General features: G+C 71.3%; 18 protein-coding genes. 8 read left to right on the top strand and 10 right to left on the bottom strand.

The features are described 5' to 3' along the window. Positions 1–15 precede the first annotated feature (15 nt). From B7W94_RS07060 to B7W94_RS07050, 3 genes are read left to right on the top strand one after another with little or no spacing between them, the layout of a single operon-like run. Positions 16–1311, top strand: coding sequence for an L-fuconate dehydratase (locus B7W94_RS07060; RefSeq protein WP_085605675.1), 1296 nt, complete (start codon positions 16–18; stop codon positions 1309–1311). Then, positions 1298–2266 carry an aldo/keto reductase gene (locus B7W94_RS07055; protein WP_085605534.1) on the top strand — a complete coding sequence of 323 codons (969 nt, stop codon included), beginning with the start codon at positions 1298–1300 and terminating at the stop codon, positions 2264–2266. Before B7W94_RS07060 ends, B7W94_RS07055 begins: the two co-directional genes overlap by 14 nt. A gap of 25 nt (positions 2267–2291) precedes the next feature. Continuing rightward, positions 2292–2711: an RbsD/FucU family protein gene (locus B7W94_RS07050; RefSeq protein WP_025105374.1), complete on the top strand. Its 420-nt coding sequence runs from the start codon at positions 2292–2294 to the stop codon at positions 2709–2711. A gap of 9 nt (positions 2712–2720) precedes the next feature. Here the strand turns inward: B7W94_RS07050 and B7W94_RS07045 are convergent, their stop codons facing one another. Beyond that, a complete protein-coding gene (locus B7W94_RS07045) occupies positions 2721–3722 on the bottom strand; it encodes a LacI family DNA-binding transcriptional regulator (protein ID WP_085605532.1) in 1002 nt (333 codons plus the stop codon). A 185-nt stretch (positions 3723–3907) separates the two neighbouring features. On the opposite strand from B7W94_RS07045, the gene B7W94_RS07040 reads away from it, so the two are divergent. The 4 genes from B7W94_RS07040 to B7W94_RS07025 all read left to right on the top strand — a co-directional run bounded on the left by B7W94_RS07040 (position 3908) and on the right by B7W94_RS07025 (position 8629). Further along, positions 3908–4777 (top strand): sugar phosphate isomerase/epimerase family protein, encoded by an 870-nt coding sequence (locus tag B7W94_RS07040; RefSeq protein WP_085605531.1) that lies wholly within the window; start codon positions 3908–3910, stop codon positions 4775–4777. A gap of 179 nt (positions 4778–4956) precedes the next feature. Then, positions 4957–6459, top strand: a complete 1503-nt coding sequence (locus B7W94_RS07035) for a sugar ABC transporter ATP-binding protein (protein WP_025105377.1) — start codon at positions 4957–4959, stop codon at positions 6457–6459. After that, positions 6459–7493: an ABC transporter permease gene (locus B7W94_RS07030; RefSeq protein ID WP_025105378.1), complete on the top strand. Its 1035-nt coding sequence runs from the start codon at positions 6459–6461 to the stop codon at positions 7491–7493. The genes B7W94_RS07035 and B7W94_RS07030 overlap by 1 nt, the downstream gene beginning before the upstream one ends. A 134-nt stretch (positions 7494–7627) precedes the next feature. Next, positions 7628–8629, top strand: a complete 1002-nt coding sequence (locus B7W94_RS07025) for an ABC transporter substrate-binding protein (protein WP_071329175.1) — start codon at positions 7628–7630, stop codon at positions 8627–8629. 674 nt (positions 8630–9303) lie between these two features. Here the strand turns inward: B7W94_RS07025 and B7W94_RS07020 are convergent. The 7 genes from B7W94_RS07020 to B7W94_RS06990 form a co-directional block, all read right to left on the bottom strand. Next, positions 9304–9600: a putative quinol monooxygenase gene (locus B7W94_RS07020; protein WP_025105380.1), complete on the bottom strand. Its 297-nt coding sequence runs from the start codon at positions 9598–9600 to the stop codon at positions 9304–9306. Between the two features lie 23 nt (positions 9601–9623). Continuing rightward, positions 9624–10592 (bottom strand): phosphotriesterase family protein, encoded by a 969-nt coding sequence (locus B7W94_RS07015; RefSeq protein ID WP_085605529.1) that lies wholly within the window; start codon positions 10590–10592, stop codon positions 9624–9626. Continuing rightward, positions 10592–11548: a shikimate dehydrogenase gene (locus B7W94_RS07010; RefSeq protein WP_085605527.1), complete on the bottom strand. Its 957-nt coding sequence runs from the start codon at positions 11546–11548 to the stop codon at positions 10592–10594. The genes B7W94_RS07015 and B7W94_RS07010 overlap by 1 nt, the downstream gene beginning before the upstream one ends. After that, the gene (locus B7W94_RS07005) at positions 11545–12522 is read right to left on the bottom strand and encodes a phosphoglycerate dehydrogenase (RefSeq protein WP_238695653.1); all 978 of its coding nucleotides are present in this window, start codon (positions 12520–12522) and stop codon (positions 11545–11547) included. Before B7W94_RS07005 ends, B7W94_RS07010 begins: the two co-directional genes overlap by 4 nt. After that, on the bottom strand, positions 12522–14012 hold the full coding sequence (xylB, locus tag B7W94_RS07000; RefSeq protein WP_085605523.1) for a xylulokinase: 1491 nt from the start codon (positions 14010–14012) through the stop codon (positions 12522–12524). Before xylB ends, B7W94_RS07005 begins: the two co-directional genes overlap by 1 nt. A 9-nt stretch (positions 14013–14021) precedes the next feature. Beyond that, the gene (locus B7W94_RS06995; protein WP_025105385.1) at positions 14022–14597 is read right to left on the bottom strand and encodes a glucose-6-phosphate isomerase family protein; all 576 of its coding nucleotides are present in this window, start codon (positions 14595–14597) and stop codon (positions 14022–14024) included. A 123-nt stretch (positions 14598–14720) separates the two neighbouring features. Continuing rightward, positions 14721–15695 (bottom strand): acetylxylan esterase, encoded by a 975-nt coding sequence (locus B7W94_RS06990; RefSeq protein ID WP_025105386.1) that lies wholly within the window; start codon positions 15693–15695, stop codon positions 14721–14723. 80 nt (positions 15696–15775) lie between these two features. Between B7W94_RS06990 and B7W94_RS06985 the strand changes: the two genes are divergently transcribed. After that, positions 15776–16585 (top strand): DeoR/GlpR family DNA-binding transcription regulator, encoded by an 810-nt coding sequence (locus B7W94_RS06985; protein ID WP_025105387.1) that lies wholly within the window; start codon positions 15776–15778, stop codon positions 16583–16585. A gap of 11 nt (positions 16586–16596) precedes the next feature. On the opposite strand, the gene B7W94_RS06980 is transcribed toward B7W94_RS06985, so the two are convergent. Further along, a complete protein-coding gene (locus B7W94_RS06980) occupies positions 16597–17484 on the bottom strand; it encodes a LacI family DNA-binding transcriptional regulator (protein WP_025105388.1) in 888 nt (295 codons plus the stop codon). A 68-nt stretch (positions 17485–17552) separates the two neighbouring features. Next, complete coding sequence (locus B7W94_RS06975; RefSeq protein ID WP_025105389.1) at positions 17553–19814, bottom strand: FAD-dependent oxidoreductase; 2262 nt, start codon at positions 19812–19814, stop codon at positions 17553–17555. Between the last annotated feature and the right edge of the window lie 24 nt (positions 19815–19838).

Genomic DNA, 19838 nt, shown 5'->3' with positions numbered 1-19838 from the left:
ATGGAGAGGAACCCCGTGAGCCGTATCGTCGCCCTCGACACCACCGACATCCGCTTCCCCACGTCGCTGAGCCTGGACGGCTCCGACGCGATGAACCCGGACCCCGACTACTCCGCCGCGTACGTCATCGTCCGCACGGACGCCGGCGACGGCATCGAGGGGCACGCCTTCGTCTTCACGATCGGCCGCGGCAACGACGTGCAGGTCGCCGCCATCGACGCGCTCGCCGGGCACCTCGTCGGGCGTGAGATCGAGCCGCTGCTCGACGACATGGGCGGCACCTTCCGCGAGATCATCGGCGACTCGCAGCTCCGCTGGCTGGGCCCGGAGAAGGGCGTCATGCACATGGCCATCGGCGCGGTCGTCAACGCGCTGTGGGACATCAAGGCCAAGCGCGCGGGCCTGCCGCTCTGGCAGCTGCTCGCCCGGATGACCCCGGAGGAGCTCGTCGACCTCATCGACTTCCGCTACCTCACCAACGCCCTCACCCGCGAGGAGGCACTGGAGATCCTGCGCGCGGCGGAGCCCGGCCGGGCCGAGCGCGAGCAGCAGCTCCTCGCCACCGGCTACCCCGGATACACGACCAGCCCCGGCTGGCTCGGCTACTCCGACGAGAAGCTCGAGCGCCTCGCCCGCGAGGCCATGGCCGACGGCTTCACGCAGATCAAGCTCAAGGTGGGCGCGGACCTCGACGACGACATCCGCCGCTTCCGCAAGGCGCGGGAGGTGTGCGGCCCGGACTTCCCCATCGCGATCGACGCGAACCAGCGCTGGGAGGTGTCCGAGGCGATCGAATGGGTGAACGCGCTCGCCGAGTTCGACCCCGCCTGGATCGAGGAGCCCACGAGCCCCGACGACATCCTCGGCCACGCCGAGATCGCCCGCGGCGTCGCGCCCATCCGTGTCGCCACCGGTGAGCACGCGCAGAACCGGATGATCTTCAAGCAGCTCCTGCAGGCCGACGCGATCTCGGTCATGCAGATCGACGCCGTCCGCGTCGCGGGGGTCAACGAGAACATCGCCAACCTGCTGCTCGCGGCGAAGTTCGACGTGCCGGTGTGCCCGCACGCCGGAGGCGTGGGGCTGTGCGAGGCCGTGCAGCACCTGTCGATGTTCGATTTCGTCGCCGTCTCCGGCACCCGCGAGGGCCGCCTGATCGAGTTCGTCGACCACCTGCACGAGCACTTCGTCGTGCCGACCGACATCCAGGGCGGCTCCTACATGGCTCCCACCGCACCGGGCACGGGCATGGAGATGAAGGCCGACAGCATCGCGGAGTACACCTGGACGGGTGCGCATGTCCACGCCTGACCGCCTGACCGTCCCGACCCTCGGCTACGGTGCCGCGAACGTCGGCAACCTCTTCCGTGAGCTGTCCGACGACGACGCGTGGGCGGTGCTGGATGCGGCGTGGGAGAGCGGCATCCGCTTCTACGACACCGCTCCGCACTACGGCCTCGGGCTGTCCGAGCGTCGCCTCGGAGCCTTTCTGCAGACCAAGCCGCGGGACGAGTACGTGCTCTCGACCAAGGTCGGCCGACTGCTGCGCCCGAACCCCGACCACGCCGGCGGCCTCGACACCGCGAACGATTTCCACGTGCCGGACGATCTCCAGCGCGTGTGGGACTTCTCGGCGGACGGCATCCGGACGAGCCTGGACGAGTCCCGCGAGCGGCTCGGCATCGAGCGCATCGACCTCCTGTACCTGCACGACCCGGAGCGGCACGACCTCGACCTCGCGCTCGCCGAGGCCCTTCCCGCCCTGGAGCAGCTGCGCGCGGACGGCGAGGTGACCGCGATCGGCATCGGGTCGATGGTGTCGGACGCCCTCGCGGCATCCGTGCGCTCCGCCGACCTCGACCTCGTGATGGTGGCCGGTCGGTACACGCTGCTGGAGCAGCCCGCCGCGGTCGACGTGCTGCCCGCGTGCCGCGAGACCGGGACGGGGATCGTCGCGGCGTCGGTGTTCAACTCCGGACTCCTCGCGGCGAACGAGCCGCGTCGGGACGGTCGCTACGAGTACGGACAGCTCCCCGACGAGCTGTGGGACCGCCTCGTGCGCATCGCCGCGGTGTGTGCCGATCACGACGTGCCCCTGCCGGCCGCGGCGATCCGGTTCCCGCTCCAGTCCGACGTGGTGCGCTCCGTGGTGGTCGGCGGCAGTCGCCCGGCGCAGCTCCGGCAGAACGCGGAGTACGCTGCCCGGGAGATCCCGTCGGCCCTGTGGGACAACCTCGCGGCCGAGGGCCTGATCCCCGCCTCCTGACCTCCATCCACCGAGAGGAGCCGCCGTGCTCGAAGGAATCCACCCGCTGCTGACCGGGGAGCTGCTGCTGCATCTCGACCGGATGGGGCACTCCGACGCCGTGGTCGTCGCCGACGCGCACTTCCCGGCCTGGGGCCTCGGGGCGCGCGTGGTCGATCTTCCCGGCACCACCACGCCCGAGGTCGTCGCGGCCATCCGCAGCGTGCTGCCGCTCGACGACGCGCCCGGCATCGATCTGATGACCTCTGCCGACGGCGAGGTGCTGGACGTGCAGCGCGAACTCATGGCCGCCGCCGGCACGGAACTCGACACCACGCGCTTCGTCGAGCGCTTCGCGTACTACGAGGTGGCGAAGGAGGCGTACCTCATGGTGCGCACGGGAGAGACGCGCAAGTACGGCAACGCACTACTCCGGAAGGGTGTGGTCGGCCACCCCTCGGCCTGACCCGGGGGTTCAGCGCCCGACGGTCGACTCCCGCACGATGAGCTCGGCGGGGAACGGCGTGGGTGCCGGAGGCGCGGCGGTCGGATCGGCGAGGAGCTGCAGCAGCGCGGCCCCGGCGGCGCGACCGATCTCGTAGCCGGGCTGCCGGATGCTCGTCAGCGGCACCACGCCCTGGTGTGCGGCGGCCACGTCGTCGAACCCGACGAGGGCGATCTCCTCCGGCACCCGGATGCCGTGGCGGAGCAGCTGTGTCAGCACGCCGAGGGCCACCCCGTCGTTCGCGGCGAAGACCGCGTCGGGACGCTCTTCCGCCGGGAGATCCGTCAGGTGCGCCCCGGCCCGGAGGCCGTCTTCGGTCGTGAGATGCTCGACGTCGAGGACGGAGACGCGGGCGTCGGTCCCCGCCACCGCGTCGCGCAGCCCGGCGAGACGATCGTTCGACTGGCTCACCGTCGGGGCTCCGAGGAACAGGATGCGGCGACGGCCGAGGGAGAGCAGGTGCTCCCCGGCCAGGCGTCCGCCGCCGCGGTCGTCGAAGGTGACCGCGGCGACGGAAGGCGAATCCCGGATGGGGCCGACGACCACCGAGCGGATCCCGCGAGTCGCGAGCTGTTCCAGCCGTGGCACGACATCGCCGCGCGGGTAGATCACGATGCCCTGCACCCGGTGGGCCTCGAACATGTCGATGTTCTGCTCTTCGCGAGCGGCATCGCGGGCGCTGTCGCTGAAGAAGAGCGACCAGCCGCCCTCACGGGCCACGTCGTCGACGCCGCGGGACAGGTCGTTGAAGTAGGGCAGCCAGGCGTCGAGGAGGATGAGGGCGAGGGCCTTGCTCGATCCTGCGCGGAGCTGGCGGGCCGACTCGTTCGGCACGAAGCCGAGCTCGGCGATCGCCGCCCGCACCCGCTCCCGGCTGGCGGCCCCGAGGACGTGCGGGTGGTTGAGGTAGTTCGACACGGTCGATGCCGACACCCCCGCGAGAGCCGCGACATCCTTCACGCTCGCGGACATGGGCCTCCTTCGGCGATGGACCGCAGGCGCGGCCGGATGAGGCCCAGGCTAGCGGACCAGTTGTAACGTGCCAAGAAAGTTCTTGACACCCTGGCGGATGGCGACGTAGCGTGACTCGCACACCGGGCTTGTAACGTGCCAAGTCCGCGCGGCGACGGTGCCGGACACCCGCCGGAGGAGCGCTCATGAACATCGGCTGCCACGGACTCGTCTGGACGGGGACCTTCGACGCGGACGGCATCCGGCTCGCGGTCGAGAAGACGAAGCAGGCGGGCTTCGACCTCATCGAGTTCCCCTTGATGGACCCGTTCTCGTTCGACGTCGCCGCCGCCCAGGCCGCCCTCGCGGAGCACGGACTCGCGGTCAGCGCCTCGCTCGGGCTCTCCGATGAGACCGACATCACGAGCGGTGACCCTGCCGTGGTCGCCGCGGGCGAGGCGCTCCTGCTCCGCGCGGTCGACGTGCTCGCCGACCTCGGCGGTGCGCACTTCTGCGGGGTGATCTACAGCGCCATGAAGAAGTACATGGATCCGGTCACGCCCGAGGGTCTCGCATCGAGCCGTCGCACGATCGCCCGGGTGGCCGACCACGCCGCCGAGCGGGGGGTCTCGGTCTCGCTCGAGGTCGTCAACCGCTACGAGACCAACGTGCTGAACACCGCACGGCAGGCGCAGGCGTACCTCGGCGAGGTCGACCGCCCGAACCTCGGGATCCACCTGGACACGTATCACATGAACATCGAGGAGTCGGATATGTTCGCGCCGGTGCTCGATGCGGCTCCCGCCCTGCGGTACGTGCACATCGGCGAGAGCCACCGCGGCTATCTCGGCACCGGGACGGTCGACTTCGACACGTTCTTCAAGGCGCTCGGGCGCATCGGCTACGACGGCCCCATCGTGTTCGAGTCGTTCTCCTCGGCGGTGGTGGCGCCCGACCTCAGCCGCATGCTCGGCATCTGGCGCAACCTCTGGACCGACAACGACGAGCTGGGTGCGCACGCGAACGCCTACATCCGCGACAAGCTCGTCGCGGTGGACTCGATCCGCCTCCACTGACGCCCGGGCGGCGGTTCGAGACCAAGATGTTATTACAGGTCTTCCCTCGCCGCCGATCGTTAGATACATTTAGATACAACTTGCACTGACCCGGGTGCAGGTCGCAGAATTGATCCGATGTTTACGGCGGAACGGTCCGCCGCAATCGCGACAGAACCTTCAAGGAAGCAGGTGAGCGCATGAGTGGACCCATCCTGAGGGTCGAGGGGATCAGCAAGGGATTCCCCGGTGTCCAGGCGCTGAAGGACGTGCATCTCGAGGTGCGCGCCGGCGAGGTGCTCGTGCTCGTGGGTGAGAACGGTGCCGGCAAGTCCACCCTGATGAAGATCCTCTCCGGGATCTACACCAAGGACGAGGGCACGATCACGTTCGAGGGGCAGGAGGTCGAGCTCACCAGCCCGCTGCAGGCGCAGGAGCTGGGGATCACGATCATCCACCAGGAGCTCAACCTGATGCCCGACCTCACGGTCGCGCAGAACATCTACGTCGGCCGCGAGCCCACGACGGGCCCGTTCCTGTCGGAGCGGAAGCTCAACCGGCAGACGGCCGAGCTGCTGCAGCGCCTCGACATCCACCTCGACCCGCGCCAGCGCGTGGGCGAGCTGACGGTGGCCGAGCAGCAGATGGTCGAGATCGCCAAGGCGCTGTCCTTCAACGCCAAGGTCCTCATCATGGACGAGCCGACGTCGGCCCTCACCGACAGTGAGGTCGAGACCCTCTTCGTCCTCATCGAGCAGCTCAAGGCGCGCGGCACCGGCATCGTGTACATCTCGCACCGCATGGACGAGCTGCGCCGCCTGGCGGACCGGGTGACCGTGCTCCGCGACGGCACATACATCGGATCACTCGACAAGTCCGAGATCACGATTCCGACGATCATCGAGATGATGGTCGGCCGCGTGATCGACGAGGGCACCCGCCCGCAGGCGCGGGAGCACCTCAACGACCCGATCGTGCTCGACGTGCAGGGGCTCTCCACGCGGAAGCTCCTCAAGGACGTGTCGTTCCAGCTGCACAAGGGCGAGATCCTCGGATTCGCCGGCCTCATGGGCGCCGGCCGCACCGAGACCGCCCGTGCCGTCATCGGCGCGGACCACCGTGACGGCGGCACGATCACGATCGGCGGGCGCACCGTCCGCATCGCGCAGCCCGCGGACGCGGTCAAGCACGGCGTCGGCTACCTCTCCGAGGACCGCAAGCTGCTCGGCCTCATGCTCGAGCAGGACGTCACCTTCAACACCGTGCTCGCGTCGCTCGGCTCCTACGCCAACGGCATCGGGTGGATGGGCGACAGCAAGGCCAAGAACCGCACCAAGGAGTACGTCCAGCAGCTGCGGGTGAAGACCCCCTCGGTCAACCAGGTCGTCAAGCTCCTCTCCGGAGGGAACCAGCAGAAGGTCGTCATCGCCCGGTGGCTGATGCGCGACTGCGACATCCTCATCTTCGACGAGCCGACGCGAGGCATCGACGTCGGCGCGAAGGAGGAGATCTACCGCCTCATGCAGCAGCTCGCCGACGCGGGCAAGTCCATCATCGTCATCTCGTCGGAGCTCCCCGAGATCCTCCGGGTCGCGAACCGCATCGCCGTGTTCGCGAACGGTCGCATCACCGGGACGCTCCGCAACGAGGAAGCCAGCCAGGAGAAGATCATGCAACTCGCAGCCCACGGGGAGGAAGACTGATGAGCACCCCACAGCAGTCCGGATCGTCGACGACGACGATCATCCAGACGGCCGTCAACGAGGACACCGACAAGCGCGACGTCGCCGGGTTCCTCAAGCGGCAGTTCCAGCAGTCGCTCGCGTTCGGCACCCTGATCGTCCTGGTCATCTTCTTCTCGATCGCCAGCCCGAACTTCTTCACCTTCAGCAACATCGCCACGGTGCTGCTGTCCACCGCGGTCATCGGCATCCTCGCCCTCGGCACGACGTTCGTCATCATCACGGGCGGCATCGACCTGTCGATCGGCACCGGCATGGCGCTCTGCGCGGTGATGACCGGTGTCCTCATCACCAACCTCGGCCTGCCGGTGTGGGTGGGCGTGCTCGGCGGCATCGCGACCGGTGTGCTCATGGGGCTGGTGAACGGCGTCAACATCACGTTCCTGCGACTGCCTCCGTTCATCGCGACCCTGGCCATGATGATGATCGCGGGCGGCCTCGCCCTCGTGATCTCGAACGTCGCGCCGATCTACTTCTCGACCTCGGCTCCCGACTTCAAGAAGATCGCGCTCGGCGTGCTCATCCCCGGCATCCCGAACGCGGTGCTCATCACCGCGGCCCTCGCGATCGTCGCCTGGCTCGTGCTGTCGAAGACGCTGCTCGGCCGGTACACCTTCGCGATCGGATCGAACGAGGAGGCCACGCGCCTCTCCGGCGTCAACACCCGCCGCTGGACGATCCTCATCTACATGTTCGCCGGCGCCTTCACCGGCATCGCGGGCATCGTGATCGCCGCCCGCCTCGACTCGGCGCAGCCGCAGATCGGCACCGGCTACGAGCTGCAGGCCATCGCGGCCGTGATCATCGGCGGCACCTCGCTGCTCGGCGGCCGCGGCTCGATCCTCGGCACCGTGATCGGTGCGCTCATCATGAGCGTCCTCGTCAACGGCCTCCGGATCATGTCGATCCAGCCCGAGTGGCAGAACATCGTCGTCGGCGTCGTCGTCCTGCTGGCCGTCTTCCTCGACTCGCTGCGCAACCGCCAGCGGACCTGAGACACGGCGGCGGCGAAACCCGTGCCCGCCGCCGTCCCCGGCTCCGGCCGGACCCCGCGGAACCCTCCGCACAGGCACCACGAATGTCCACCCGCCGGTCCTGGCCGGCACCCACACAGAACAACGGAGTTTCCATGAAATTCGGCAAGAAGACCGCATTCGCGGCACTCGTGGCCGCATCCGCGCTCGTGTTCGCCGGCTGTGCCGGCGGCGGCGACGTGATCGAAGAGGGCTCGGGCGGCGACACCGGCAGCAGCGACGGCGAGATGTACATCGCCATGGTCTCGAAGGGCTTCCAGCACCAGTTCTGGCAGGCCGTCAAGAAGGGCGCGGAGGAGAAGGCCCAGGAGCTGGGCGTCAAGATCACCTTCGAGGGCCCGGCCGCCGAGACCGAGATCGCACAGCAGCTCGAGATGCTGACCGCCGCGATCGACAAGAACCCGGACGCCATCGCCTACGCCGCCCTCGACCCCGAGGCGTGCGTCGCCCCGCTCGAGCAGGCGAAGTCGAAGGACATCCCCGTCGTCTACTTCGACGCCCCGTGCAACGGCGACGTCGGACTCAGCCTCTCCGCGACGGACAGCAAGGTCGCCGGCGCGCTGGCGGCCGAGCACATGGCCGAGCTGATCGGCGGCGAGGGTGAGGTCGCCATCGTCGGCCACTCGCAGATTAACTCGACCGGTGTCGAGCGTCGCGACGGCTTCGTCGAGAAGATCGAGGCGGACTACCCCGACATCGAGATCGTCGACATCCAGTACGGTGACGGCGACCACCTGAAGTCGGCCGACATCGCCAAGACGCTCATCGCGGCCCACCCCGACCTCAAGGGCATCTACGGCACCAACGAGGGCTCGGCCATCGGCGTCGTGAACGCCGTGAACGAGCTCGGCCTCGAGAAGGGCAAGATCACCATCGTCGGCTTCGACTCCGGTGCGGCCCAGATCAACGCCATCAAGGACGGCACCATGGCCGGCGCCATCACGCAGGACCCGATCGGCATCGGCGCCCAGGTCGTGCAGGCGGCCTACGACGCGGCCAACGGGGACGACGTCGAGGAGTTCTACGACACCGGTTCCTACTGGTACGACAAGAACAACATCGACGACGACAAGATCGCGGCGGTCCTCTACGAGTGACCCGCACGACGGAGCCCCTCGCCTTCGGGCGGGGGGCTTCGTCGTGTCCGGGGGACTTCGGTTCCGGTTCCGGTCCGTGGTCCGTGGGTCCGGGTGCACGATCCCGGGGCGACTGCACGACCGGATCCCCGGTTTCCTCGTGCACCCGTATCGGGGTCGTGCAGACGAACCGGGTCCGGAGTCGGGTGGGTATGGGGGTCCAGCTCTGCGCCTGGGATGGGTCTGGGGTCTGGGACGGGACACGACGAGGGACGAATGCACGACGCGGGGACCGATGCGTGGCCGGATGGGCGGTTCGGTCGTGCAGTCGTGACAGGGGTGTGCGGGCGAAACCGGAGGGCCGAGTGGCGTCGTTCGGCACGGGGGACGGTCGGCCTGAGGGACCGATCCACGACTGTGAGACGGATGCACGACGTGGGGACCGATGTGTGGCCGGATGGGTAGTTCGGTCGTGCAGTCGTGACAGGGGTGTGCAGGTGAAACCGGGTGGCCGAGTGAGTCGTTCGGGCCGGGGACGGTCAGCCCGAGGGGACCGTCCCCGGGGGACGGGGCACGACGAGGGACGGATGCACGACGGGGGGACGAGGGCACGACGGGGAGGCCGGAACGGGCGTGCGGGCGTCGCGAGGTCGTGCAGGTGAAACGGGGAGGGGGAGACGGAGGGGAGGAGGGGGTCAGAGGGGGCGGAGGAACGTGAGGATCGAGGTGGGCTCGACGATGAGCTCCTGCAGGGCGGCGTTGAAGGGGACGCCGGCGGGTGCGTGGAGGTGGGCCTGGAAGGCGTCCTCGTCGCGGTAGACCTCGTAGACGAAGAAGCGGTCGGGGTCGTCGACGAGGCGGTGGGCGTCGAAGACGATGTTGCCCTCCTCGGCGCGGACGACCTCGGCGAAGTCCCGCAGCAGCGCGGCGACCCGGTCGGCGGCTCCGGGCTGCGCGGTGAAGACGGCGTGGAGGACGGTGGGTTCGGGCATGACGACTCCTCGGGTTCGGGTGGTCAGGAGCGGAGGGCCAGGAAGCGCGCGGGGGTCGTCACGAGCATCCGGTGCACGGCGTCGTCACCCACGGCCTCGCGGAGCCGGGGAAGGTAGCGGTCGCCGAGGTAGGCGAGACCCGGCATGCCGCCGTAGGCGATGTACCGGGTGCGCCGGGCGACGTCGCCTCCGAGCAGGATCCGGTCGCCGGCTCCCCGCTCCACCACGGCGACCGTGAGCGCCAGCAGCTCGGCGTCGGAGCGGGTGCGCGGGCGGGCGAAGCCGTCGTACCCGAGGTGGGCGCCGCGCTCGGCCAACGCGACGTGCAGACCGGGATCGGGGTCGCGGTCGGCGTGGGCCAGCACGACGCGATCCGCCGGCACCCCCTCGGCCGCCAGCAGGTCGAGGACCTCGTGGGCCGCGGTGCCGAACTCCAGATGCACCATGACGGGGGCTCCGGTCTCCCGGTGCGCCTGAGCGACGGCGACGAGGGTCGTCCGCTCGAACGGACTGAGGCGCCAGTAGTCGGCCCCGCCCTTGAGCATGCCGGCGCGGACGGGCTGCCCGTCGGGACCCGCGGCGAGAGGCACGTCGGGGGTCTCGAACACCGCGGTGTCGTCCGCCGGCATCCCCCGCGTGAGGTCGGACACGAACAGGGCGGCGAGGCGGTCCGCGCCCCACACCTGCATCGGATGATCGGGGCCGTAGTGGGCCTCGCGGTGCCGACCCGTCGTGGCGACCACGTGCAGTCCGGTCGCGGCGCTGATGCGGGCGACGGCGGCCGGGTCGCGACCGAGGCCGAACGGGGTGGCGTCGACCATGGCCTCGAAGCCGCTCGCCCGCAGCAGACCGGCCTCCTCGCCGGACGCGGCCTCGTCGTCGAGCTCGTCCCCGACCAGCAGCGGCGACACCTGGAAGAGGTGCTCGTGGTAGTCCACGCGCCCGAGCCGCGACGGGTCGAGGTCGCCGAGGACGGTCCGCACGGCGGGCATCAGCGCACCGACTCCGCGGCCTCCGCGAGGCGCTCGACGGTCTCCGGCGTGAGGTCGAGGTCGAACACGTCCGCCACGACCTGCGACCAGCCGTGGATGAAGTACCGCCAGCCGTCGACCACATACAGCGCGCGGTCGTCCTCCTGTGCCTCGGCCTGGTGCAGGAACTCCAGGGAGCCGCGGTAGTTGAACTCCCACGCGTACGCGCCCTCGGGGAACACGACGGCGTCGGTCAGCGGGGAGCCCGGGCGGTCCTTGCCGAGCCCGGTGGCGTTCGCGATGACCGATCCCGCGGGCGCGGCGGCGACCAGGGCATCGGCCTCCTCCGGCGTCTCGGTGACGACGTAGCGGAGCAGTCCCTCGGGAGTGCCGTGCTGGCGGTGCACCTCGCGGAGGTGGTCGAGCTTGTCCTGCGTGCGCGCGGTGACGGTGATGAGGGCCGGGGCATCCTCCCGCTCGGCGAGGGCCCAGCTCAGCGCGGTGCCCGATCCGCCCGCACCCAGGATGACGACCTCGGCCCCGGTGCGCGCGAAGTGGTCGGCGGGGAGGAAGTCGCCCAGCGCCAGGTCGACCGTGATCGGGTCCTTCGCGCGGCCGGACAGCGTGGACCCGCGCTTGGCGATGCTGGAGATCTCGGCACAGGACACGGCGAACGGGTCGAGGTCGTCGAACAGGTCGGACGCCGCCGCGTACACGTTCATCTTGTGCGTGGTGACCAGCGCGCCGCGGTGGTGCGGGTCATCGCGGATCTGCTCGACCATGGCGCGGTACTGCGCGGGGTCGGCGTCCATCGGCAGGTCGTGGCCGACGAGGGTCCGGGTGGGGAGGCCGAGGATGTCGGCCCACAGCGGGAACACCTTCATGATCGACGACGAGGCGGTGGTGACGCCGACGAAGCCCATGTAGTCGGCGGTGGCGGGGGCTGACGGTGCGGCGGACGTCGCGGCGGTGGTCATCGGTTCTCCTCGGGAGCGGACGCGGGCAGGGGCACGGGGTGGGCGGGGTCGGCGCCGCGGAGGACGGCGAGCACATCCGCGAGCGACAGCTCTCCCATGTTGTCGACGGCCTGGGTGGTCTGGGCACCGAGGTGCGGGGTGACGATGACGCGGTCGGCGAGAGCAGGGTCGAGCAGGGGACTGTCGTGCGCGGCGGTGTCGCCGTCGAGAGTGTCGGCGGCGTACCCGGCGAGGGTGCCGTCACGCAGCGCGTCCGCCACGGCCTGCTCATCCACGAGGTCGCCGCGGGCCGTGTTGACGAGTACGGTGCCGGGTCGCATCACGGCGAGGCGCTCGGCGTCGACGAGGCGCTGACCGCCGGGGGCGTGCAGGGTGATCACGTCGGCGGTGCGGAACAGGTCATCGAGGCCGAGGGGGTCGGCGCCGTGGTCCCGCACGAGGTCGGCGGGGAGGAACGGGTCGGAGGCGAGCAGCCGCGGGCCGAACCCGCTCAGTCGCCGCGCGACCCCTTGGCCGATCCGCCCGAAGCCGACGATGCCGACGGTCGCGGCGCCGAGCTCCCGTCCGCGGCGCACGCTCCAGTCGCCGGTCCGCACGCGGCGGTCGCCGTCCGGGATGGTGCGCAGGGCGGCGAGCATGAGGCCGACCGCGTGGTCGGCGACCGCATCCGCGTTCGCGCCGGGGGTGTTCGTGACCGGGATGCCGCGGTTGCGCGCCGCCGCGAGGTCCACCGCCTCCGTGCCGACCCCGTAGCGCGCCACGACCTTGAGCTTCGGGCCGGCAGCGAGGTGCGCGTCGGTGACCGGTCCGGTGCCGGCGATCCAGGCGTCGGCACCGTGCAGCAGCACGCGCAGCTCGTCGAGGTCGTGATGGGCGGGTCCGCGGAGGATACGGTGTCCGGCCTGCGCGGCGCGCCCGACCAAGTCGAGGTCGCCGTCCGAGAAGGAGCGGCTCGTGACGAGGATGACGCCCATCAGCGCGGCCTTCCCGCGAACCACGGTGCGAGGGCCGTGTACGCGTCGGTGAAGCGGGCGTGGCGCTCGGCGTAGACCGCATGCCGGGACGGGTCGGGCGTGAACTCGGCGGTGACCTCGCTGAGCGCCCGGGCGGCGGAGAAGTCGGTGAGGCCGAGGCCGACGGCTCCCGTGACCGCGGCACCGAGGCTGTTCGCCTCCTCCACGATCGTGCGGCGCCGCACCGGCACGCCCCACACGTCGGCGAGGACGGCGAGGTAGACGTCGCTCTGCGCCACGCCGCCGACGGCGTCGATGCGGTCGATCGTCGCGCCGGCCTCGCGGAACGCCTGGATGCAGGTGAGGAGGTTGAACGCCGTCCCCTCGAGGACCGCGCGCACGAGGTGGGCGCGCCCGTGGTGGCGGGCGAGACCGACGAAGGCCCCGCGCGCATCCGGGTCCCACAGCGGGGAGCGCTCGCCGAGCAGGTACGGGAGGAAGTAGAGGTCGTCGGTGTCGATGTCGCTCGCGGCTTCGGCGACGAGGCGCCCCGTCTCGGGGTGTGCGGGGTCGACGGAGAGGGCTTCGGCGATCCACTGCACCGAGGCGCCGCCGGCCTGCATGGTCGCGGTCGGCACGAACGACGCGGGCACGACGTTGTCGAACGTGAAGGTGCGCATCGCGGGGTCGTGCAGCGGGGCGTCGGCCGCGAAGGAGATCCAGGAGGAGGTGCCGAGGCACACGTAGGCGCCGTCCTCCGGGGCCACGACGCCGGAGCCGACTGCGGCGAGCGGTCCGTCGCCCCCGCCCATCACGACCTGGACGCCGATGTGCAGCCCGAGCGCCTCGGCCGCGGCGGGCGTGAGCGGGCCCGCGATCTGCGTCGACTCCAGGATCTCGGGGAAGAGGGCGGGGTCGAGCCGCGCGGCGGCGAGGATCTCCGGCGACCACGTGCCCGCGACCTGGTCGTACGCATTGGTGCCCGAGGCGTCCGACCGGTCCGTGGCGAGCCGCCCGGTCAGCCGCAGCACGATGAAGTCCTTGGCGACGCACACCCGGCGCACGCGCTGCCACACCTCGGGTTCGTTGTCGCGCACCCACATGATCTTCTCGAGGGAGTAGGTGGGGTTCAGGCGGTGGCCGAGGATCCCGTAGGCGCGCTCGGCACCGACCGCCGCCTCGAGCTCGCGCTGCTGGGCGCCGGCGCGGGTGTCGGCCCAGATGATCGCGGGTCGTGCGGGCTCGCCGTCGGCGTCGAGCAGCACGGCGCCCATCATCTGTCCGCTGACCACGAGGCCCGCGACCTCGGCGGCGGCGGTGCCGGTGCGCGAGAGGAGGTCGCGGGTCGCCGTGACGACCGCGTGCCACCAGTCGGCCGGGTCCTGCTCAGCGACGCCGCCGGCCGCGAAGTGGGCCGGGTACGGCACGGTGACCGCGGCGATCAGACGACCGTCGTCGTGGTGCAGGGACGCCTTGTTCCCGGTGGTGCCGAGGTCGTGGGCGATGATCATGGCCGGAGCCTATTCCGCGTAGGGGCGCAGGTCGACGCCGGACTCCGCGCGGAACGCCCGCGAGCCCATGCCGTGCTCCAGCACCCAGCCGTAGTCGTGGCCGGCGCCTCCCGGGTACACGGCGAGGAAGGAGTAGGGCTCGTCCCCGGTGTTCACGGAGCGGTGCGCCCAGCCCGGCGGGATGTAGCCGATGGTGCCGGGGAGCATGTCGAGCCACTCGGTGCGCTCGCCGTCGAACATGAGCAGTCCGCCGCGGCCGTGCAGCGCGAGGTAGATCTCGCCCTGGTGGTCGGGGTGCTGGTGGCCCTTCGTCATCCAGAGCTCGCCGCCCGTGTCCCCGGGCATGATCGTGGTGATCGACTGCGGCAGCTCCCGCTCGATCTCGGGGACCGGCGAGCTGACGACCGTGTAGACGATCGGGTCCTCGCCCGCGGCGGCGGCCGCCCAGGCGTCGTGGTCGCGGAACAGGCCCTCGAGGTCGGACATCCGCCGGGTCAGGGTGGGGCCTTCAGGGGAGAGGGTGAGCTTCTCGGCGTCGAAGGCGATCGCCATCGGGGAGATCGGCGGGGTCTGGTACTCGGGCATCCATGCTCCTCGAAACGGGTGCTGCGTCGTCGCGCAACCTGTAATGACAAGCTCACTGTACCTGTTATGACAGGTTGCGTCCAGTGCTCTCCTGCGCGGAGGAGGACGCGCGCCCGACGGCCGTCAGCCGGCGAGTACGCGCTCGAGGTGCTCGCGCCCGCCGCGGATGGCGGCCGCCGTCACCTCCGCCGACCCCGGGTACTCGGCGTGACCGGCGGGGAGGACGGCCAGGTCGAGGTCGCGGGCCCCGGCGGCGACCGCGAACTGCCCTTGCGGCGGCACGTACTGGTCCCACAGGGCCGCCTCCACCCGGACCGGCACCTCCGTGAACCCGATCGCGGTGGAGGAGTCGAACCAGCGCAGCACCTCGCGGGCCTCGGGGTGCCGCAGGACGTGCTGACGCACGGTCTCCCCGCTCCCCAGGCATGGCACCGCCAGCCGTTCGTCGTACTGGCCGAAGCTCGGCACGATGAGGGTGGCCCCCACGAACCGGTCGTCCCACGGCAGGGCGAGCGCGCCGATGCCGCCGCCGAAGCTCTCCCCGACGTAGTAGAGAGGAAGCGCGCCGACGACCGAGACGAGGACGTCGGCCGCCAGCCACAGGTCACGGGCGCAGAGGCCGAGCACGTAGCGCTCCGGATCGTCGATGCCCGCGAGCACGTGCTCCGGGGTCGGCTCGGGCGCTCCGATCCCCGCGTTCAGCACGCCGAGCCCGCGGGCCACGGGATAGATCGCCGCGACGTCGTCCGGCACCCGGGCGAGATCGACGGCGTCGCGACCCCCGTAGCCGTGGCCGTGCACGACGCCCGCGCGGGGAGGGCCGTCGAGGGGCTCGACCACCCAGGCCCGCAGCCGCACACCGTCGACGCCGGCATGCTCGACGACGGACACCCGACGGCCCTGCTCCTCGGAGGTGGAGAGGACCACGGGGGCGGCGTCCACCGCGGCGGCCTCCCGCCGCCAGCGTCGCCAGCGGTCGGCGAACCCGTGCGGCGCGGGCACGGGGCGCACGGCACGGAGGTCGGCTTCGGTGCGGCCGTAGCTGCCGTCGAACGTGGCATCGGGGAACCAGGTGGCGTAGGGCTCGGGGAAGGTCATGCGGGCTGAGGGATCCTGTTCCGGGAGTGGGGCGGGCGGGGGTGCGTGGCAGACTGGAGGCTCCATCGGAAGGAGACCGCGTGCTGGTCACGGAACGACGCGAGCGCATCCTCGCCCTGACCCGCGATCGCGGTACCGCCTCCATCGGCGAGCTCGCGGCCACGCTGCAGGTCAGCGAGATGACCGTGCGGCGCGACATCGATCAGCTGGCCGAGGAGGGCGCGGTCGAGCGCATCCGTGGCGGCGTCCGGGCGCGGGGCCTCCAGCGTCTGGTTCCGGCTCCGGCAGCCTCGGCCGAAAGGCGCGCGATCGTCGCGGCGGCCGCGGATCTCGTGGAGCCCGGAATGGCGGTCGGCATCTCCGGCGGACCCACGGCCCTGGCGCTCGCGCGGGAGCTCGTGCGCGTCCCCGAGCTCACGATCGTCACGAACGCCCTGCCGGTCTCCGACCTGTTCTCGCCACCGGATCGCGCCGACGCTCCGTACACGCAGACGGTCGTGCTCACCGGGGGCGTGCGCACGCCCTCGCAGGCCCTCGTCGGGCCGGTCGCGGTCCGCGCCCTGGAGCACCTGCACTGCGATCTCGTGTTCCTCGACGCCCACGGCCTCGACGAGCAGGCCGGCATCACGACCATGAACCTGCTGGAGGCCGAGACCAACCGGGCGCTCATGGCTGCGGGCCGGGAGGTCGTCGTCCTCGCCGAGCACACCCGCTGGGGTGTGGTCGGACTCACGACCGTCGCCGACCTCAGCGACATCGACCGCCTCGTCACCGACGACGGCCTCGACGACGGCGCCCGGGAGCTGCTCGCGGCCCACGTCGGCACCCTGCACGTCGCGCCGCGCGACGGCGGCGACGAGCGTGCGCTCGCGACGGCCCTCGCGGACTGAGTCCGCCGCCGTCATCGGGCCGTGCTCGCCCGCGGGATCAGCCGGGCGCCGACCGTCACGTGCCGCACCGGGAGATCGGCTCCCGGCGGCGCGGCGATCTGCCGTTCGAGCTCCGTGAACGCCGCGTCCACCAGGCGGGCGTGGTCGGGGGCGATGGTGCTGAGGGCGGGCACGGCGAAGCGTGCGGCCCGGATGTCGTCGATGCCGACGACGGCGACGTCTCCCGGCACGCTCCGCCCCTGGGCCTGGAGAGCGGCCAGCGCACCGAGGGCGACCGAGTCGTTCGAGCAGACGATGCCGTCGAGATCGGGGATCGCGGCGGCCATGGCGCCCGCCACGCGCTCGCCCTCCTCGGCCGTGAAGGCGTCGACCTGCGCGGTGAGGGCGGGGTCGGCGGGGATCCCGGCGGCCGCCAGGGCCTCCAGGTACCCGGCGTGCCGACGGTCGGCGGCGTCCGAGGGGCGGGCGTCGCGGCGTCCGACGAAGCCGATGCGGCGGCAGCCGACCGCGAGCAGGTGCTCGGTGGCGGTGTAGGCGGCGGCGCGGTTGTCGATCGTGACGTGCGTGAACGGGCTCACCTGGATGTGCTCGCCCAGCAGCACGAGCGGCCCGGGGGAGGTGCGGCGCGTGAGGTCGGCGACCGTGAGCGAGCGCGGGATGTGGATGAGCCCGTCGATGGGCGGCAGGCCGACGCCGTTGGCGACATCGATCTCGCGGCTGTGGTCGCCCTCGGTCTGCACGATGAGCACCGCCAGGCCCCGGTCGTCGGCGCCGCGGACGATGCGCGAGCCGAGCTCCGCGAAGTACGGCTCCTCCAGATGCGGCACCGCGAGCGCGATGAGTCCCGTGCGGGTGGCCCGCGCGACAGGGAGCACGCGGCCGCCGGGCGAGGTGGTCACCTGCGGCCTCCTGGAGGGACGACGGTCTCCGCCGGGACGACGGATGCCCTTCACGTTAGCGCTCTCCGTCACGATTGCACTCGGAACGCGATCACGCGTGCCTCCGCGACGCCGTTCGTCCGCTCCACCACGAGGCGGGCGGCCGTGAGGGCGCCGAGGTCGTCCGGCAGGGGATGCACCCGCAGACGATGGCGGTTGTCGCGCTCCTCCGCCACGGTGCGCCACTCCTCGGAACCCGCCTGCTGCACCTCGACCCGGTAGTCGCGCACGAGCTGGGGCAGCACCTCGTCGGGGCTGCGGTGGTGGTGCAAGGTGTTGAGCTCGAGGTCCACGTCGTCGTCGAACACGAGGCGGATCTCGGAGGCCGTGACGGGCTGCTCCCAGTCCAGGCGCAGCCACTGCGGGCCCTCGGCCTCCGGGGCGGACGCCCACAGGTGCGGACCGCCGAACGGGCGGTTGTACCCGGAGACGGCGCGCTCCGGCGCGACCGCCTCGGAGTGCGGGCTCGTGCGGAACGCCGGCACCCGCCCGCGCAGCGGCTTGGTCGGCCACTGCACGAGGAGACCGTCGCGGTCGACCTGCACGTTCCGGTCGTCGTTGTCGACCCGGTGCACGAGGGTGAGCACCCCGGGCGGGAGCTCGTCGGCGAGCTGCACCTGCACCTGCGGGTTCGCGCGGAGCACGATGATCGCGTTCTGCGGGTCCTCCGGGGCGAAAGGCGTCTCCGCCCGCACCCAGGACGGCCCACCGGCGGGGACGTCGATCACGGTGCGGTGCTCGAGAACCGCGGGCACGATGTTCTGCGGGCGGCCCGTGGACCAGACCTCCACCGTGACCTGCGTGTCGGCCTCGGCGCCGAGCAGCAGCTCGGTCGTGTCGAGGCGCGGGTGCACGGGGACGACGATGCCGAGGTCGTCCGTCAGGGTGTGCGGGGCCGCCGCGGCCGCGGCGGTCTCCGGGGTGCCGATCGTGCGCAGGGTGCTGGACGCGGTGACGGCGGCGGTGCGGGCGAGGTCGGAGGGATCCTCGTTCGCGACTCCGATGAGGGAGGCGTCGGCGCGGAGCAGCGTCTGCCGGAGTTCCGCACGATGGTGCTCGTACAGCTCGCGGGGCGTGGCGTCGTGCGCGTAGCAGAGGGCGGCGGCGGTGCCCGCGGCCTCGCCCATCGCGGCGCACGTGGCCATCACTCTGGCGGCACCGAAGGCGATGTGCGTGGCCGAGATGTCGCGGCCCGCCATGAGCAGGTTGTCGACGTTGACGGAGTAGAGCGTGCGGAACGGGATCTCGAAGACGCCGTCCGAGAAGCGCTGCACCGCGCCCGCCCCCGTCGCGTACATCCCCTCGGCGGGATGGAGGTCGATGGACCAGCCACCGAACGCGACGCCGTCGTCGAACGACGTCTGCTCCAGGATGTCCTGCTGGCGCAGCGTGTAGTCGCCGATGAAGCGACGGTACTCACGCTTGCCGGGGATGTTGCCGATCCACTCCAGGGTCAGGTTGTCGGCGTCGAACTCGCCGGAGTTCTTGATGTGGTCCCAGATGCCGAGGATCACCGACCGCAGCTCGTCGCGGATCGCCTCGTTGTCGTCGACGATGTCGAGCGTGCCGCCCCACTCGATCCACCAGTAGTGCGCGCCGCTGTCGCCGCTGCGGATGATGCGCGACGAGGGGATCGGGGTGGTCGAGATGTCCTTCGCGCTCTCCGGCGCGACGTACTTCACCGGGTGCCCGAGATCCTTCGTATAGAAGAGGAGCGTCGAGCCGAGGAACTCGCGCACGGGCTGCTCGGGCGCCCAGTCCTCGCCGAACTCGCTGCGGCTCTCCTTGCCCAGTCGGTGGCGGGCGCCGACGAGCCGTCCGACCAGGCCGTCTCCGGTGCAGTCGAGGAAGAGCGGCCCGCGGAAGACGGTGCGGATCTCCGAGCCCATCGTCCAGCCGGTGACCGACCGGACCCGACGGGCGTCGTCGGGTCCGGTGGCCTCGGCCTCGAGCACCTCCGTGTTGAGGAACAGCGTGAGGTTGGGCTCGCGGCGCACGATGTCGAGCACCACGTCATCCCAGTACACGGGGTTGCCCTCGGGGTTGCGGAACTGGTTCTCCCGGTACATCTCGCCGATGATCCCGGTCTCCCGCGCCCACCGCTGGTTGCCGTGGGCGGTCGCTCCGCACACCCAGACCCTCACCTCCGAGGAGGAGTTGCCGCCGAGCACCGGCCGGTTGTTGATCAGCACGGTACGTCGGCCGAGGCGGGCGGCCGCGACGGCGGCGCTCACTCCGGCGAGGCCGCCGCCGACGACGATGATGTCGGCTTCGACGGTCTGGGTGCGCATGGGGATGGGTTCCTTTCGGGAGGG

Source organism: Microbacterium sp. LEMMJ01, from assembly GCF_002114135.1.
Classification (GTDB): Bacteria; Actinomycetota; Actinomycetes; order Actinomycetales; family Microbacteriaceae; genus Microbacterium.
Note: the sequence above shows the minus strand (reverse complement) of the source record. Positions and strands in the feature narration are given on the sequence as shown.